Source organism: Sarcina sp. DSM 11001 (assembly GCF_900101015.1).
Lineage (GTDB): Bacteria > Bacillota > Clostridia > Lachnospirales > Lachnospiraceae > CAG-791.
In genome coordinates, this window is sequence record NZ_FNFZ01000022.1 from 18167 (window position 1) to 35898 (window position 17732).

Here is a 17732-nt window from a genome sequence, read left to right on the forward strand (position 1 = left end):
AATGCTATGTATAATATTCGGAGACGAATAATATTGGTTCGAACAAAAACAAAGGGAAATCAGTTAATAAAGTGGATAAAGACATTGTAAAAAATGCTGAATATGATATCAACCTGCTCCTGCTTGACAGGTTCCGCCACCTTGTGAGATGGATGCGGATCGGTACGACCGATGTGCCTCTGGCCTCCCGGAACGTCAGGGACGCTTCATCCGGGAATGGTCCTCTGTCGCTTTTTAAACGGGAAGTTATTCTCTGTTTTTTATTGTTCAAGGATAAAGGTGCCAAGCAGAAGGAGATCGCGGACGAAATGGGTGTGAGTCCCTCCACCTTTTCCGAGACGATCAGCAGACTGGTCAAAGATGGATATGTAGAACGGATCGATGATGCCGGGGACAGAAGAGCAAAGTTTCTGAGGCTCACTTCCTCCGGAAGGGAAAAGGCTGAGGATTTACTGGCGAAACTGATCTCTTTTCTCGGAGATGCTTTCCGGAATCTGGAAGACGGGGAAAAGCGTGAATTGATCCGGATCCTGGATAAGCTCCTGGGAGAGAACAGCTGATGTGCGAGAGCGCCAAAGCGTGGAGCAATGCGTAGTTTATCCATACATGTTTGTAGCCGCGAGACCATAGCTGCAAGTATTACTGCACGATCGGCTCTGGAGATATAATATGAAAATAAATGGGAAAAGGGCAGCGGCAGCTGTTTTGATCATCCTGATGACAGCCGGGCTTTTGTCCGGCTGTCAAGGCAAAAAAAAGACTGAAACTGCTGTTCAGGCAACGCGTGTCAGGACGCAGAGCGCGGAAAAAGGGACTCTGGAGGTCACCGGATCCTATATCGGCACAATGGCTCCCCACAATTCTGTGGATGTCACTCCTCTTGTAGCCGGTACTGTCAAAAAAGTCAATGTCAAGGTAGGCGACAAGGTCAGCGAGGGGGACATACTGTGTCAGTTTGATGATAAGGCAGCGAGCCTCCAGCTCCAGAGTGCTGAAGATGCGGTCAATACTGCCAAAGCCGGCAAGGAAGCGGCAAAGGATCAGATCGATGCCGCCCGCAAGCAGGCCAGAACCAGCATCACCTCCCTGGAAGGGCAGCTCAAGACCCTGAAGGAGCAGAAAAAGACCCAGGAGGATCAGCTGGAGCAGGTCAGGCAGAGTGTCGATGCCTTAAAACAGGGACAGGATGCGGCACAGGAGACCTATATTGCTTCAAAGAACGTCTATGACAGGGCTCAGATGCTCTATCTCCAGTACAAGCATTTCCTGGAGAAGAATCCGGACTGTACCACAACGGCCGGACTGGTCGAGGCTTCGATCCCGGACGTTTCCATCCCCATTGAACCTGTCATCACCTCTATCGAGGGCGGTACTTCCGAAAATGAATTTATCATAGAGTTTCCGGACTCTGATTCGGATGGAGAAATTGAGGGAGAACTGGAAAAGCAGCAGACGGCGGCTCAGCTTGCGGAGGATCTGGCCGAGGTCCCGCTCACTGTCGAATACCTGAACGATTTCGGGATCGATTCTCTGAAGGACAAGATGGATCAGGCGGAGGACGCCGCTTCAAAAGCTTCATCGGCTTATTCGCAGTCCCTCTCCTCCATCACCCAGCTCGAGAACGGGATCAAGCAGATCAAGACCCAGATCAGGACCCTCGAGGACAACATTGATGCAGCGGAGGACGCTGCGAAAAAGACGGGCGGCAACACAAAAGCCTATGATGCCCAGATCAAAGCAGCGCAGACCGGTGTTGAATCAGCCCAGTACCAGAAGGATCTCTACACGGTCAGGTCGCCGATCGACGGGATCGTAGAGGCGGTCAATGTGACAGAGAACCAGGCCTCCGGTCAGGGAATGCCTGCTTTTAAGATCTCGGACAAGGAGCTGATGGAGGTCTCCTTCTACGTCCCTGAGGACGTCAGGGATTATGTCAGGGAAGGGGACAGGGTGACTGTAGAAGCGGGAAGCGGAGAAGTGAAGGGGAGGATATCCTCCATTTCCACAGCGGTAGACCAGCAGAGAGGGCTTTTTAAGATCGATGCCCAGATCACGTCACCCGGCGACAAGAACCTTTCGACGAATACGAACGTGAGCCTCTCCATGGTGACAAATTCTGTTAAGGACAAGATCCTGATCCCTTTTGACTCGGTCTATTATGACGATGACCAGGCTTATGTCTTCGTTGTTGAGAATGACCGGGCTGTCCGCAGGGATGTGACAGCGGGACCCTATAACAACGACACGATCGCGATCCTGGACGGCCTGATCGAAGGGGATGAAGTGATCATAACCTGGGGAGCAGGACTCAAGGACGGAGCGATCGTACAAGTCATCGAGCAGGAGAACGGTAACAGCAGCTCCGGGACAGGGACAGACAGCCGGAAAAAATAAATACGGACAGCTTTTCTGGCGGTGGATCCTCATCACCTGATCCATAAGAAAGGATATTCCCTTAATGAACCTGACGAAACTTGTCCTCAGGCGCCCCGTGTCCACGGCGCTTGTTGTACTGGGAATCATTGTATTCGGATTGTTCTCCATCCCGGGGTTTGATATGGAGCTTGTACCCGATATCGATCTCCCCATGTACCTCATCTATACGGTTTATCCCGGAGCAGATCCCACCAGTATCGATACTCTGGTGACGAGCAAGATCGAGGATGCCGCTGAGACCCTCAGCGGTGTGGATAATGTGATCTCCTATTCCTACAATAACTACTGTATAGTGGGACTCACTTATGATTACAATCAGAATATGAATGATGCCTACACATCTCTGTCGGCAGCTCTGGACATGCTCTCCCTTCCGGATGATGCCAATGATCCCACGATCATTGAGATGGACGTCAATCAGATGCCGACGGTCATGATCTCGGCGACGAGCAACGGATCCTCGGATATGATGGCCTATATTAATGAGACAGTCGTTCCCGCCCTGGAGAGTGTGAGCAATGTTGCCAGGGTCGAAGTGAACGGAGGCAAAACCAATTATGTCCGCGTCCAGCTCAATGAAGACAGGATGCGCCAGTACGGACTGAATATCACCTCGATCGCGGCAGCGATCGGAGCAGTCGATTTCAACGTTCCGGCAGGAAAGATCCGCGCCGGTTCCCAGGAGATCAGTATCAGTACCAGTTCGGAGATCCTGACTCTCCAGGAGCTGGAAAACACTGTGGTGACGACCCAGACGGGAGCTCAGATCCGCTTAAAGGACGTTGCTGATATTTCTCTCGGCTCCCAGGACCCGGATTCGATCAGTCAGTATAATGGAGAAGATAACGTCAGTATCCAGGTGTCCAAGGTCCAGAGTGCCTCGACTGTCAGGGTCGCCTCCAGTGTGCGCAAGGCGATCAGGAAACTCGAGCAGCAGGATGCAGGTGTCACCTATGACATGATGTATGACGCGGGAAAGGAGATTACGGACGCACTCAAATCAGTGGCCGAGACCCTTCTTTTAGGAGTTGTGTTCGCCATGGTCGTCCTGTTTGTTTTTTTCGGCGACATCAAGGCGTCCCTGATCGTCGGCAGCTCGATGCCGCTCTCTGTCTTCGCTACCCTCGTGTGTATGTACGTGATGGGCTACGACATCAATATCATCACTGCGGGAGCGCTGGTCATCGCGATCGGTATGATCGTAGATAACTCCATTGTCGTCATCGAGAGCTGTTTCCGCTCTTCTGAACAGAATAAGGATGTAAAACAGGCCGCGATCGAGGGGGCAGGGACAGTCATGATGAGTATTGTCGCGTCCACGATCACAACCTGCGTCGTCTACCTCCCTCTGACCATGATCAAGGGACTTGCCGGCCAGATGTTCTCCCAGCTCGGCATGATCATCGTGATCACCATGATCGCATCTCTGATCAGTGCCCTGTGCATCGTCCCTCTTTTATATACAACGGTGAGACCTGAAGAAAAAGAGACCAGCCTGGCCAATGGCGTGCTGGATAATATGCGGAGCGGATATGACAGTCTGATCCGTGTTCTCCTTCACAGAAAAGTCCTGACTCTTGTCGTCAGTGTGGTGCTTCTCATCGGGTCGTTTTTTATCGCCTCTACACTTCCTTTTGAACTGATCCCGGCGTCCTATGACGGGAGCTTTACCATAACGGCGGATTTCCGCTCCGGAACGAAGCTGTCCGTTATCGGGGATGAGATGGCATGGATCGAACAGATGATCCGCGAGGATGACCTTGTTGAAAACTATGGTATGACGATTTCCGGTAATCAGGCGGTCATTACTGCCTATGCGGTCGATGACTGCCCCAGGACCAGTGAAGAAGCCGTGGACGAATATACACAGGCTGTTTCCATGTCGACCGGCGCGGATATTACGATCGCTCCTTCCGGAGGGTCGAGCAGCGCCATGTCCAGTACTTATTCCACAGACACTGTGGATGTGGTCATTGAGGGCGACGACGTGAACAGCCTGGCAGATGCCTGCGGACAGATCGAGGAAATGATGTACGCCATACCCGGTGTTCTGCATGTGAAATCAAATGCGGCTTCTCTGCAGACGGCCGGTCATATTGTCGTGGACCCGCAGAAGGCGGCAGCGGCGGGGCTTGCCCCTGCCCAGGTAGCCCTTGACCTGTACCAGACAATGACGGGGGTCACTTCCGACCAGATGGAATTGAACGGGAATGAGTATGATATCATCCTGAAATATCCCGAAGGCGCCTATGAGGATGTCAACCAGCTGATGAACAAGGTCCTCACCGGAGCCACCGGTGTCAGGGTGACCCTGGGTGACATCGCGGAGATCCGTTATGACCAACAGCTCCAGATGATCCAGAAGAGCGGCGGCAGGATCCAGAATACAGTTTCCGCGACGCCGGCCGCAAAGCAAAAATCCCGTGTACAGAAAGCAATCACAAAGGGTGCTGCGGAACTGGAGTTTCCGGAGGGAGTCACCCTTTCGTCCTCTCTCCAGGACGAATCCCGTGAGGAGAACCTGTCCGCGATCTTCGGCGCGATCATGGCCGGCGTATTCCTGGTCTTCCTCGTGATGGCCATGCAGTTTGAGTCACCAAGGTTCTCCCTGATGGTCATGACCTGCATTCCGTTTTCCCTCATAGGCTCCTTCCTGATGCTCTTTTTAAACTCGAGCAGTATGAATATGGTCTCCATGATGGGCTTCCTTATGCTGATGGGGATCGCGGTCAACAACGGTATCCTCCTCGTTGACACCGTCAACCAGGAGAAGCAGAACATGCCCCTGGAAGAAGCGCTTGTCGAAGCCGGAAAGATCCGTCTGCGCCCTATCCTGATGACTACGCTCACAACGATACTGGCCATGATACCCATGGCCTGGTTTTCCAGCAACAAGATGATGTCCAGCATGGCCTTTGTCATCATCGGAGGACTGATCGCATCTACCATCCTGTGCCTCCTGATGATGCCTTCCTACTACCTGATCATCTCCAAAAAGGAAAAAAAGCAGGAGAATGAGCCGGCTGCCGCCACATAATGTCCGGCTGCCCGGGATTTTGGGCAGGACATACCTATAAACGGCTGGGGACGGAAAACTGTCAGTCCGCTGTCCGGGAACAGGGCAGGAGTATTTTTGGCGGACAGGCTTTCCGGCTGTGGATACTGGAGAAATCCCATGGCACAGAAAAAGGAAGATTTTGCCCAGCAGCAGAAGCTGTTGAATAAAGAATTAAAAGAAGGAAATTTCCGGAGGGTCTATCTTGTATGCGGGACCCAGGCTTATCTGCGCCTGCAGAACCGGGACCGGCTCCGCGCGGCACTGCTGGGAGACGGGGACGAGATGAATTTCTCTGTCTATACCGGTATGGATGTAACTGCCAGAGAGGTGATCGACCAGGCGCAGACGCTTCCTTTTTTTGCGGACAGAAGGGTGATCCTTCTGGAGAATACAGTCTTTTTTTCTAAAAAGGCCAGTGTTGAATCCGATGCTCTTGCGGCATTTATACCAGAGATCCCGGAAACAGCGTCTCTTGTTTTTGTGGAGGAAGCCCCGGACAAGCGCAAAAAACTGTACAAGGCTATCCAGAAACACGGATTTGTGCTCAACTGCGAGGAAATCTCTCCTCAGATGCTGGGGCGCTGGACAGCGGGCCTCTTTCAGAAGGCCGGCCTCGCCATAGACGGACCGGTCCTGAACCTCTTTCTCCAGACTGTGGGAGAGGATATGATGAACATCCTCACGGAGTCGGAGAAGCTGATCGGTTACTGCATGGGAAAGGGGGCTGTCAGCGGAGAGGATATATCGGAAATCTGTACACCCCTTCTCAGAGACAGGGTATTTGAGCTGATCGGGGCCGTATCGCGAAGACAAAAAGACAAAGCTCTCTCAATTTACATGGAACTGACCGCCCTGAGGACCCCCTCCCAGGTCATCCTGACCCTCCTGCAGAGGGAGTATTCTCGTCTCCAGCAGATCAGGGAACTGCAGGAGCAGAAGCTCCCGGAAGCAGAGATTGCCAAGCGCACCGGCCTCTCTCCCTGGATCGTCCGAAAAAACTACCTTCCAGTGACCAGGGGAATGGATACCGGGCGCCTCGAACGGTCCCTTCAGCTGTGTCTGCAGGCGGACCAGGACTACAAGAGCGGAAAGATCGACGCGGGTATTGCAGCGGAGATGACGATCATCCGGCTGTGCGGTTAAGCCAGCTGCCAGACTGTGACGGTGGATGAGCTGCCCGTCCGGGCTGAACTGTCAGTTTGAATTGCTTTTACTTACTTTTTTTGCGGTTGTTTTCCCTTTCCCCTTAAATTATGTTCTGTATTATATCCAATTTTTCCAATCTGATTTCCGCCGGATTTCTTCGAAATAGCAGGCAGTTATTATTGACAAATAGAAAGAAACTGTTATTATATTTGCATTGTGCAGTTTCAAGTCAGAAAGGAATCTCCAGGCTATGACTTAGATTTCCGGAGATCCGGAAGAGCGGCACAGACAGTAAAATCGATCCTGCGGGCAGGAGGCCGGAGGAGAACATTAGCGCCCGGACCTGAGAAGGTTGACGAGGAATGGCAGTTATCGAAAGATTCGGCGGATGCTGCCACGGCTAAGAGGACAGCAGCAGACAGGCAGGCTTACGAAAAGACCGGAACAGACCTGTTGCTGTCGACAGACCTGTGAGTCGTCAGAGAGAGGGTAAAAAGCAGAATCAAGACTGTAACAAAGATTCTCTCAGCACAGAAAAACAGAAAACAGAAATAAAGATTAAAGCAGAAATTATAGATATTTATACATGTTTGAGCCTGCCCCGGGCATGGCCGCTGGTATAAATAAGATAGTATAAAATAAGATAGCATAAAGAAGAAATTATAAAGAAGAGATAAGAGATTACAGGGAACAGCGGTACCACAAGTACCACAGCGAAGGCTTTGACTGAAAGGATTCCCTAAAAAGATTTCTTTCACAGAAGTTCCCTGCCGCGCAGCTCCCTGTTATGGAGAAAGGAAAGATTAATAATGAGAGTAGTCATTCAGGACGATTATAATAAGATGTGCAAATGGGCAGCTGATTATATTGCCGCCAGGATCAATAACCACAAGGAAGACAGGCCCTTTATCCTCGGCCTTCCTACAGGCTCTTCCCCGATCGGTGTTTATCAGGAGCTTGTCCGCATGAACAAGGCGGGAGAGGTTTCCTTCGCGAATGTCGTGACCTTCAACATGGATGAGTATCTGGGTCTTCCCCGCGAGCATGATCAGAGCTACTGGTATTTTATGCACTACTATTTCTTCGATCATCTTGTAGATATGAAGCCGGAGAACATCAACATCCTCAACGGCATGACCGATGATCCTGAAGCTGAGTGCGCGCGCTACGAAGAAAAGATCGCTTCCTATGGCGGGATCGACCTGTTCATGGGCGGGATCGGCGTCGACGGGCACATCGCCTTTAATGAGCCCTTCACTTCTCTCAATTCCAGGACCGGTGTCCGCAACCTTACGACTGATACCAGGATCGTGAACTCCCGTTTCTTTGACAACGATATGGATAAGGTTCCCGCACAGGCTCTGTCTGTCGGAATCGGAACAGTCACTGATTCCAAAGAAGTCCTGATCCTCATCAACGGTCATAATAAGGCACGCGCTCTTGCCAAGACAGTCGAAGGCGGAGTCAGCCAGCGCTGGACCTGCAGTGCCCTGCAGATGCACAACAATGCGATCATCGCCTGCGATGAGGAAGCCTGCGGAGAACTGACAGTGGATACCTACAAGTACTTCCTCGATATCGAAAAGAACGAGAGACTTTAATTTTACATTCAAGACTCGTTCGCGAGTCTTTTGCGCGTATCCCACGGCTGAAGCCATGGTTATTGCGCGATGAAGAATAAATTGAAAACCGCTTCTATTTGGAGAAAAAAATGGGTAAATATTTCGGAACAGACGGCTTCCGCGGCGAAGCGAACAAGGCCCTGAATTACGAGCATGCGATCAAGATCGGGCGTTTTCTTGGCTGGTACTATGGCTCCAGGCTTGATAAGAAGGCTAAAGTAGTCATCGGCAAGGATACAAGAAGGTCCAGCTACATGTTTGAGTACGCGCTCTGCACAGGCCTCATGGCTTCCGGCGCTGATGCCTATATCATGCATGTAACCACGACTCCCTCCGTAGCCTACATTACCCGCGTCGATGATTTTGACTGCGGAATCATGATCTCGGCCTCTCATAACCCCTTCTACGACAACGGCATCAAGCTGCTTAATTCCTATGGGGAAAAGATGGACGAGGAGACCATCCTGAAGGTCGAGGCCTATATCGACGGAGAGGTCAAGATCCCTCTTGCCACCGGTGAGGAGATCGGTCGTACTGTGGACTATGTCTCCGGACGGAACAGGTATATCGGTTACCTGATCTCGATGAGCAAGTTCAGCTTCAAGGACAAGAAGGTCGGCCTCGATGTGGCGAACGGCGCCGCATGGTCCATCGCCAAGGGTGTTTTCGATGCTCTGGGCGCAAAGACCTATGTCATCAATGCGGAACCTGACGGCACCAATATCAACACCGACTGCGGGAGCACGCATATCGAGCATCTGCAGAAATTTGTCGTGGAAAAAGGCCTGGATGTCGGTTTTGCCTATGACGGCGACGCGGACAGGTGCCTGTGTGTGGATGAAAAGGGCAATGTGATCACCGGCGATCATATCCTCTATATCTACGGCCTGTATATGAAAGAGCGCGACAAGCTGATCAACAACACGATCGTCACTACCGTGATGAGCAATTTTGGTCTCTACAAGGCTCTTGACAAAGTCGGGATCAACTATGAGAAGACCAAGGTCGGCGACAAGTATGTCTATGAGAACATGGTCCAGAATGGACACCGCATCGGCGGTGAGCAGAGCGGCCATATCATCTTTACCAAATACGCTACGACAGGCGACGGTATCCTGACTTCCCTTAAGATGATGGAAGTCATGCTGGCCAAGGGCAAGCCCCTCAGCGAGCTGGCCGCCCCGGTTGTCTTCTATCCCCAGGTTTTGAAGAACGTCCGTGTCAAATCCAAACCGGATGCCCAGAACGACCCCGATGTCCAGCTCAAGGTCCTGGAAGTCGGCAAGAAGCTGGGTGACGAAGGACGTATCCTTGTCCGCGAGAGCGGCACAGAGCCTGTGATCCGTGTCATGGTCGAAGCGGGATCGGATGAAATATGCGAGAAATACGTGGATTCAGTGATCGACGTGATCCGTGATAAGGGACATCTGGATTAAGATCTGAGAGTTCAGCTGCTGAAAAATCATCAACTAACAACTATGCGGGATGTCTGCCCGGCCCTGGCCGCTGGAAGATATCCCGCTGTTTTATACTTACGTTATTATTCAATGAACTATAACCGTAACTCTAAACAGGGGATATGCGTGTAAAAAAAGGAAACCTGCATTCGGCGCGCAAGACTAGCGAGCGAGTCTTGAATCTTATTGTTATCGGGCTATACCTGTAACTTTAGTCCTGGGACCCGACGGGGCTGCAAGTGAAGAGAATGCAAGTGAGAGAAACAGAAATTATCCAGTGAGGGAAATAACAATAATTGGGAAATGATTTGAGAATAGAAAAACCGCCTTCCGGGGCTGACAGGGCAGAGGCAGGCAGAAAGCTCCTGGAATGGTATGACAAGAACCGCAGAAGCCTTCCCTGGAGAGAGGACCCGTCACCCTATCATGTCTGGATCTCGGAGATCATGCTGCAGCAGACCCGGGTGGAAGCGGTGAAGGGCTATTACAGGCGGTTTCTGGACAGCCTGCCCGATGTCAGGACCCTTGCTGAAGCGGATGAAGATACCTGCCTGAAACTCTGGGAAGGGCTCGGCTATTACAGCAGGGCGAGGAACCTCAGGCTGGCGGCGCAGGAGATTGTATCCCGCTATGAAGGCCGGATGCCCGGCACATCAGCAGAATTGAAGAAGCTTCCGGGGATAGGGGCTTATACCGCGGCGGCGGTCGCATCGATCGCTTTTGGAGAGAAGGTGCCGGCCATAGACGGAAATCTGCTCCGCATCTTTTCCCGCCTTACCCTCTATGAGGAGGATGTCCGAAAGCCTGCCGCCATGAGATCTGCTGAAAGGTTCTATCTGGAAATGATGCCGGAAGACCGGCCCGGGGATTTTAACCAGGCCCTCATGGATCTGGGAGCAGGGATCTGCACACCCAGGGAAGGACCGGTGTGTCTGGATGATCCCTCATCCTGCCCCTTGAGACCTTTCTGCCTGGCCTTTGCTGCAGGCCGCAGCCGCTCTCTTCCCGTCCTGCCCGTCAAAAAAGAACGCAGGAAGGAAAAGAGAACGATCCTCGTCATCCAAAGTGAAAACAGGATCCTGCTCCGCAAACGTCCTCCGAAAGGACTGCTCGCAGGTATGTGGGAATTTCCCAATGAAGAGGGATGGCTGACCGCCGATGAGGCTCTCAGGAAAGCATTATCCTATTCCTCCTCCTGCGGTCTTGAACCCCTGCGGATCACAGTACTCCCTGAGTCCAGACACATTTTTACCCACAGGGAATGGCTGATGCACGGCTTTCTGATCACAGCAGGAAGCTTTCCTGAACCTCTTGCAGCTGACTGGAAGTCCGGCGCAAAAAAACAAACTACTCTGATGGCAGAAGTCAGCGACCTCCAGAATAAATACGCCATCCCCAGTGCTTACAGCGTCTACCTGGCTTCTCTTAACTCTCTTGACTATAAAAGGGGCCAGTGAAGCAAAAGAAGTTCATTAAATCGCCGCCCTGCATCTGCACCGGTCTGAACAAACAGCGCTGTAATCTCCTTTTATACCTCCCAGTGTCATTTTGTGTCCTGTTTTTGCAATTATTATCCATTAATACTCTATTTGTGGTATAATATAGTGTCAGGGTATACTACATACTGCTTTAGTTTTTATTTTTAAATATACAGAAATATGCATTAAGAAAGGAGACCGGTTCTTTTCTCATGATTATGATCATGAGCCTTGGAACCGTAAAAATACTATGAAACTGTTATCGATCGCTGTTCCGTGTTACAACTCAGAAGGATATATGGAAAACTGCATCCGGTCTCTGCTGATTGGCGGGGAGGAAGTGGAGATCCTTATCATCGATGACGGTTCTTCGGACCGGACGGCAGAGATCGCTGACCGCCTGGAAAAAGAACATCCCGGGATCGTACGCGCGATCCACCAGATCAACAAGGGACACGGCGGAGCAGTCAACACAGGTATAGAAAATGCTTCCGGTCTCTATTTCAAGGTGGTGGACAGTGACGACAAGGTGAGAGCGTCTGCTTACAGAAGTATTCTGGATGTGCTGCGCCGCTTCAGTGCCGTGGAGGGAGGGGAGACTGCCGCCGCGGAAGAAGAGGAAGAGAGGGAAGAGCCGATCGACCTTCTCATTTCGAATTTTGTCTACAATAAGGAAGACCAGAACCGCCACAAGGTCATGGAATACAGGAAATGCCTCCCTCAGAACAGGGTTTTTGACTGGACGGAGGCCAGACATTTCCCGGTTGGAAAATATATCCTGATGCATTCCGTTATTTTCCGTACGCAGATGCTCCGGGAGAGCGGCCTCAGGCTCCCCGAGCACACATTTTACGTGGACAATATTTATGTCTTTGATCCGCTCCCCTATGTTTCCAGGATCTATTATCTCGATGTGGATTTTTACTATTACTTCATAGGCAGGGATGACCAGTCTGTCCACGAGTCAGTGATGATCAAAAGGCTGGACCAGCAGGCGAGAGTCAACCGCAATATGATCGACTATTATACGGATCCTGCAAACGTGGACAGGATTGGAAGAGAACCGATTCTGAAACAGTACATGTTCAACTATCTCGAGATCATCACAACCATCACTTCCGTCCTGGCCATCCGGTCCGGCAAACCGGAACATCTCCAGATTCGGGATGAGATCTGGGATTACTTAAAGAAGAAGGATGAGAATCTGTGGAAAAAGATGCGCAGGCGGCCGCTGGGAATGGCTATGAATTCCAGGAACAAAGCTGCCATGAAGGCAGTTTCCGGCTGCTATCTGGTCGCGCAGAGACTCTTTAATTTCAACTGACGGTTTTATCTGCCAACTGACAGTATCATCTGTCAGATCCTTATGTATTCTGACAATAACAGTTTTGGGTTGACGGATCTCAAAGTAATGAGACTGTCGACCGGGCAGTGCCGCACTTAACCTGCCTGACACCGGGAGAGTCTTTTATGTATAAAAAAGAAAAAAAGGGCTGGCTGAAGCACCTGGACTTCATGATTCTGGATCTGGTGGTCTTTCAGCTGTGCTATATTGTGAGCTTCTGGATCCTGCGGGGAATTTCCAATCCTTACCGGATCGTCCTGTACCGCTATCAGGCGATCGTTTATCTGATCTGTCAGCTCATCGTTGTTCTTTTTTCAGAGAGTTATAAAAACATTCTGCGGAGGGGGACAGCGGCGGAAGTGACCAGTGTCTTTCGCTATCTGCTGTCGGTTGAACTGCTGAACCTGGTCTACCTGTTCTCTGTACACCAGATCTATATGATCTCCCGACTGCAGACAGGCCTGACCGCGGTGATGTTCTTTATCGTTTCGCTCATTGTGCGGCAGGCTAATAAACGCCGCGTGCTCGGGACTCGCAAGGACAGTAAAGGCCAGCGTTCACTGATGGTGATCACCTCCAGCCGGCTGGTCGATGAGGTGATCAAAAACCTCTCCGACAATTCCTTCCACGATTACTTCATCTCGGGGATCATCCTTATGGATCAGGCCTCAGCGGATGTCAAGGAGATGAGCGGCATACCGGTCCTGGGCAGGGGAGAAAATATCCTTTTCTATATCGGCCGCAACTGGGTGGATGAAGTCTTTTTATACCAGCCGGACAACCTGCCCTACCCGATCGAGATGGTCGATTCCCTGCTCAATATGGGAATTACTGTGCATTACTGTATCTCCGCCCTCAATGAAAACAGGTGGGGCACCCAGGAGGTCGAAAAGATCGGCAATTACAAGGTGCTGACCAACAGCCTCCGGATCGTCTCGATTCGCGAGCTGGCCTTCAAGAGAGCCGTCGATATCGCCGGCGGGATCGTCGGCTGTATTCTGACAGGGATCATTTTTATCTTTATCGCGCCGATGATCTATATGAAGTCTCCGGGACCGATCTTTTTTACCCAGGTTCGCATAGGTAAAAACGGAAAGCAGTTCAGAATGTACAAGTTCAGAAGCATGTACATGGACGCCGAGGAACGCAAAAAAGCCCTCATGGAACAGAATAAGATCCAGGACGGAATGATGTTCAAGATGGACGATGATCCGAGGATCATAGGAAGTGAGAAAAAGGACAAAAACGGCCGGCCGGCCGGGATCGGCAATTTTATCCGCCGTACGTCCCTGGACGAATTTCCCCAGTTCTGGAATGTGCTGAAGGGCGAAATGAGCCTGGTAGGGACCAGGCCTCCGACTGTGGATGAATGGGAGAAATATGATCTGCACCACCGGGTGCGTATGAGCATCAAGCCAGGTATCACCGGTCTGTGGCAGATCAGCGGACGGAGCGAGATCACTGATTTCGAGGAAGTCGTCAGGCTCGACCGGGAATATATCCAGAACTGGAGCCCGGAGCTGGATTTCCAGATCCTGTTAAAGACAGTCTCCGTTGTCCTCAAGCATGAAGGAGCAGAGTAGGCAGGCGTCCAAACACGAGGAAGGGAGCCATTTTGCGCGCGCTTTTCGTGCAAAACGAATGGATTCCGAATGGTTGGAGCGACGCGAGAGCGCCCGTGGCGCGGAGCAGCGCGTAGTTTATTCATATATGTTTGCGGGCACCCGCCCATGGCCACAAGTATGAAATTCTGAAAATAAAGTTCTGATAATAAAAAAATCCCGCCGCACAGCACCAGGCTGCCCGGCGGGACTTTTTTCCTTCATAAATGAATCCCTGTAAAATGGATCCCTGTAAGCGGATCAGAATATTCAGGATTTTTTCTTAAGCGGACCCGGATCAGCCAAAGTATCTGTCGCGGATCGGGGAAGCATTCATAGCGGCGCAGGCAGCCAGGGAGAGATAGGACTCTTCCGGTGACTCACTTCGGCCGGTGATAGCGATCGGGATATTGGCTCCGATCAGAACGCCGCAGTTGTGAGCTCCGCAGCTGGTCATCAGAACCTTGACGATGAGGTTGCCGTTCATCAGATTCTGCACGGCGACGCCGTCGAATTCGCCGCAGGCGGGATTGTCGAAGCCTTTGAGGCGGGCGGCTTCCTTGTTGATGATCAGATCCCACGGGATCGGTCCGACCAGGTTGCAGGGAGCGATCGGGGAATCCTTGTGATCGATGATGATCGTCTGTGCCTCGACGGTATCCTTCATGTGGAAAGCGGGCTTCTCGATCAGGGAGAGGAGAGCGATGTTGGGATTCTTGACGCCAAAAACATGGAGTGCGTCGACCATGTTGCGCACGACCTCTTTGCGCTGCTCGATGGAGGGATGGACCAGAAGGGTGACGTCCGATAAGGCGAGAAGCTTATGGTAGGTCGGAATCTTGAGCATGACGACATGAGTCAGGATCCTGCCGGGGCGGATCAGGTGGTTGGTTTTGTGCAGGACAGGAAGCAGGAAGTCTCTGGTCTGAGTATTGCCACGCATGAGCATGTCCGCGTTGCCGGATTTGATCATGTCAATGGAGTACTGCACCTTGTTCGTATCGTTGTCGAGCGGGTGGATGTCGTACTTGCGGTCTTTCGCGCCAATCTTCTCCAGAACTTCGTTGATCTTTTTGTAGCTGCCGACCAGGATGGGCTCGACGAAACCGTCCTCCTGCGCCATAAAGACACCCTTCAGGATGTTTTCTGAATCTGCGGCTGCAATCGCCACGCGGATGGGCTTGCCCACTGTGCGCTCCTGAGCCTTCTCTACCATGACCTGGAACTCAGGGACATCTTTGATAATATTTGCAATGCTGTTATTCATAAATTCATTTTACTCCATAGTATGTCACGGCAGAGAGCCGGAAGAGGTCCTGCTGAAGGACTTATCCGGCAAAGACCATACCGGCTCTCTTTGGAAATTGTTGAACCTCCCGGATCTGCACTGTCAGAATGCCGCCGGGACCGGCAGATATGTCTGATCAGGATCAGTGCAGTTGTCCGAAATAATCAATCAGAATCAGAACAGGCGGCCGCCGAACTGCAGGAACAGAGGCGCGAAGACAAGCGCGACGACAGTCATGAGCTTGATCAGGATGTTGATGGAAGGACCGGAGGTATCCTTGAAGGGGTCGCCTACGGTATCGCCGACGACGGTGGCGTGGTGCGTGTCGCTGCCCTTGCCGCCGTTATGGCCTTCTTCAACATATTTCTTTGCGTTATCCCATGCGCCGCCGGAGTTGGACATGAAGATGGCCAGCATGACGCCGGTGACCAGGGAGCCGGCCAGAAGTCCGCCGAGGGCGGTGGGGCCAAGGACGATGCCGACCAGCAGAGGCGCTACGACCGCCATGATGCCGGGAACGAGCATTTCCTTAAGAGCAGCCTGAGTGGAGATGGCCACACAGGTGGTGTAGTCAGGCTTGCCGGTTCCTTCAAGGATGCCGGGGATGGTACGGAACTGGCGGCGGACTTCCTCGATCATCTTATAGGCAGCCTTGGAAACGGAATCCATGGTCAGCGCGGAGAAGAGGAAAGGAAGCATGCCTCCGAGGAACAGACCGACGATGACCTTGTAGTCGAGAAGGTCGATACCGGTCTCAAACAGGTTGACTGCCTGTGCATAGGAGACGAAGAGGGCCAGCGCGGTGAGGGCTGCGGAGCCGATGGCGAAGCCTTTGCCCATAGCCGCTGTGGTATTTCCGACTGCATCCAGACGGTCCGTGATCTTACGGACGCGGGAAGGAAGACGGGACATCTCGGCGATACCGCCGGCGTTGTCAGCGATGGGGCCGTAGGCGTCGACCGCGACCGTAATGCCGGTCGTGGAGAGCATGCCGACGGCTGCCAGAGCGATGCCGTACAGACCGCTGGAGAGGAAAGCACCGATGATGCCGATGCAGATCAGGAGGATCGGGATAGCAGTGGACTGCATGCCGACCGCGATACCGCTGATGACGGTGGTCGCGGGGCCGGTCTCGGACTGCTGTGCGATCTTCTTGACGAAACGATAATCACCGGAGGTGTAGATCTCGGTCACGATACCGATGATAAGACCGACCACAAGACCGAAGATGATGGAGAAGGCCGGACGCATGGTATGGAAGAAATACCAGCTCAGAGCAAGGGAACCGATGATCACGATGGCGGCTGAAGTGTAGCTGCCTGCCTTCAGGGCCTTGTGGGGGTTGGAATTTTCATCGCCCTTGACGAAGAAGCAGCCGAGAATGGAGGCCGCAATGCCGAGGGAAGCGATGATGAGCGGGAAGAAGCCGCCCGTCAACTGATAGGAAACGACACCGAGAGTGATGGCGGAGACAATGGAACCGACATAGGACTCAAACAGGTCAGCGCCCATGCCGGCGACGTCGCCGACGTTGTCGCCGACGTTATCAGCGATAACGGCGGGGTTACGGGGGTCGTCCTCAGGGATACCGGCTTCGACTTTACCGACCAGGTCGGCGCCGACGTCAGCCGCTTTGGTATAAATGCCGCCGCCCACACGCGCAAACAGCGCGATGGAGGAAGCTCCCAGGGAAAAGCCGGACAGGAAATCCGGATTTCCGGTGACCATATAAATGAGGCCTGCGCCGAAGAGACCGAAGCCTACAACGCTCATGCCCATGACAGCGCCGCCGGAGAAGGCGACGGAAAGAGCCGCGTTCATGCCGTGATCCTTGGCGGCTGCAGCGGTGCGGACGTTAGCTCTGGTGGCAACGTTCATACCGATAAAACCTGCCGCGGTGGAGAAGACGGCGCCGACGAGGAAGCAGTAGGCTGTGATCCAATTGATGCCGAATCCGATGAGGACGAACAGGATCACGACAAAGAAGACGAGGATCCGGTACTCCGCCATCAGAAAGGCCCTGGCGCCCTCGTGGATGTAGTCAGAGATCTCAATCATGCGGTCAGTTCCTGCATCCTGCCGGTTAACCTTCTGGACCAGGAAAAACGCGAACAACAGTGCCAGGACTCCGAAGATTGGAGCCAGGAACGGAAATGCTCCCATAACAATTTACCTCCCATTTTCATTATTATGATGTTTCTGGCAGCATGGTCTGCAGTTACAGGTCAGGCGGTGCAGATGTGAGTCGCAGGACCCGGGCCTGTAACGGTCTGTGTGGCTATCTGACAACTGATAAAACAC

11 protein-coding genes are annotated in these 17732 nt (G+C 52.3%); 9 read left to right on the plus strand and 2 right to left on the minus strand.

Annotated features, from left to right (window positions below):
* Nucleotides 1–71: 71 nt before the first annotated feature.
* From BLT02_RS11970 to BLT02_RS12020, 9 genes are all read left to right on the plus strand, one after another.
* Nucleotides 72–560 carry a MarR family winged helix-turn-helix transcriptional regulator gene (locus tag BLT02_RS11970; RefSeq protein WP_092995721.1) on the plus strand — a complete coding sequence of 163 codons (489 nt, stop codon included), beginning with the start codon at nt 72–74 and terminating at the stop codon, nt 558–560.
* A 109-nt stretch (nt 561–669) separates the two neighbouring features.
* Entirely contained in the window at nt 670–2394 is a 1725-nt protein-coding gene (locus BLT02_RS11975) for an efflux RND transporter periplasmic adaptor subunit (protein ID WP_092995724.1), read from the plus strand.
* A gap of 64 nt (nt 2395–2458) precedes the next feature.
* On the plus strand, nt 2459–5473 hold the full coding sequence (locus BLT02_RS11980; RefSeq protein WP_092995727.1) for an efflux RND transporter permease subunit: 3015 nt from the start codon (nt 2459–2461) through the stop codon (nt 5471–5473).
* 138 nt (nt 5474–5611) lie between these two features.
* Nucleotides 5612–6637, plus strand: coding sequence for a DNA polymerase III subunit delta (gene holA / locus BLT02_RS11990; RefSeq protein WP_092995732.1), 1026 nt, complete (start codon nt 5612–5614; stop codon nt 6635–6637).
* A gap of 812 nt (nt 6638–7449) precedes the next feature.
* Nucleotides 7450–8241: a glucosamine-6-phosphate deaminase gene (gene nagB / locus BLT02_RS12000; protein ID WP_092995738.1), complete on the plus strand. Its 792-nt coding sequence runs from the start codon at nt 7450–7452 to the stop codon at nt 8239–8241.
* Between the two features lie 110 nt (nt 8242–8351).
* Entirely contained in the window at nt 8352–9698 is a 1347-nt protein-coding gene (gene glmM, locus BLT02_RS12005; protein WP_092995741.1) for a phosphoglucosamine mutase, read from the plus strand.
* 317 nt (nt 9699–10015) lie between these two features.
* A complete protein-coding gene (mutY, locus tag BLT02_RS12010; RefSeq protein ID WP_242869795.1) occupies nt 10016–11176 on the plus strand; it encodes an A/G-specific adenine glycosylase in 1161 nt (386 codons plus the stop codon).
* 271 nt (nt 11177–11447) lie between these two features.
* Nucleotides 11448–12521: a glycosyltransferase family 2 protein gene (locus BLT02_RS12015; protein ID WP_092995744.1), complete on the plus strand. Its 1074-nt coding sequence runs from the start codon at nt 11448–11450 to the stop codon at nt 12519–12521.
* A 146-nt stretch (nt 12522–12667) separates the two neighbouring features.
* Nucleotides 12668–14125, plus strand: coding sequence for a sugar transferase (locus BLT02_RS12020; RefSeq protein ID WP_092995748.1), 1458 nt, complete (start codon nt 12668–12670; stop codon nt 14123–14125).
* Nucleotides 14126–14441: 316 nt separating this feature from the next.
* On the opposite strand, the gene BLT02_RS12025 is transcribed toward BLT02_RS12020, so the two are convergent.
* Entirely contained in the window at nt 14442–15410 is a 969-nt protein-coding gene (locus BLT02_RS12025) for a phosphate acyltransferase (RefSeq protein WP_092995752.1), read from the minus strand.
* Nucleotides 15411–15605: 195 nt separating this feature from the next.
* Nucleotides 15606–17594 (minus strand): sodium-translocating pyrophosphatase, encoded by a 1989-nt coding sequence (locus BLT02_RS12030; RefSeq protein ID WP_092995755.1) that lies wholly within the window; start codon nt 17592–17594, stop codon nt 15606–15608.
* Nucleotides 17595–17732 lie beyond the last annotated feature (138 nt).

Excerpts from the sequence above, each read along its gene's own strand:
- nagB (WP_092995738.1), top strand. The coding sequence starts at position 7,450 with ATGAGAGTAGTCATTCAGGACGATTATAATAAGATGTGCAAATGGGCA.
- BLT02_RS11980 (WP_092995727.1), top strand. The coding sequence starts at position 2,459 with ATGAACCTGACGAAACTTGTCCTCAGGCGCCCCGTGTCCACGGCGCTT.
- glmM (WP_092995741.1), top strand. The coding sequence starts at position 8,352 with ATGGGTAAATATTTCGGAACAGACGGCTTCCGCGGCGAAGCGAACAAG.
- BLT02_RS12025 (WP_092995752.1), bottom strand. The coding sequence starts at position 15,410 with ATGAATAACAGCATTGCAAATATTATCAAAGATGTCCCTGAGTTCCAG.
- BLT02_RS12030 (WP_092995755.1), bottom strand. The coding sequence starts at position 17,594 with ATGGGAGCATTTCCGTTCCTGGCTCCAATCTTCGGAGTCCTGGCACTG.
- holA (WP_092995732.1), top strand. The coding sequence starts at position 5,612 with ATGGCACAGAAAAAGGAAGATTTTGCCCAGCAGCAGAAGCTGTTGAAT.
- BLT02_RS12015 (WP_092995744.1), top strand. The coding sequence starts at position 11,448 with ATGAAACTGTTATCGATCGCTGTTCCGTGTTACAACTCAGAAGGATAT.
- BLT02_RS11975 (WP_092995724.1), top strand. The coding sequence starts at position 670 with ATGAAAATAAATGGGAAAAGGGCAGCGGCAGCTGTTTTGATCATCCTG.
- BLT02_RS12020 (WP_092995748.1), top strand. The coding sequence starts at position 12,668 with ATGTATAAAAAAGAAAAAAAGGGCTGGCTGAAGCACCTGGACTTCATG.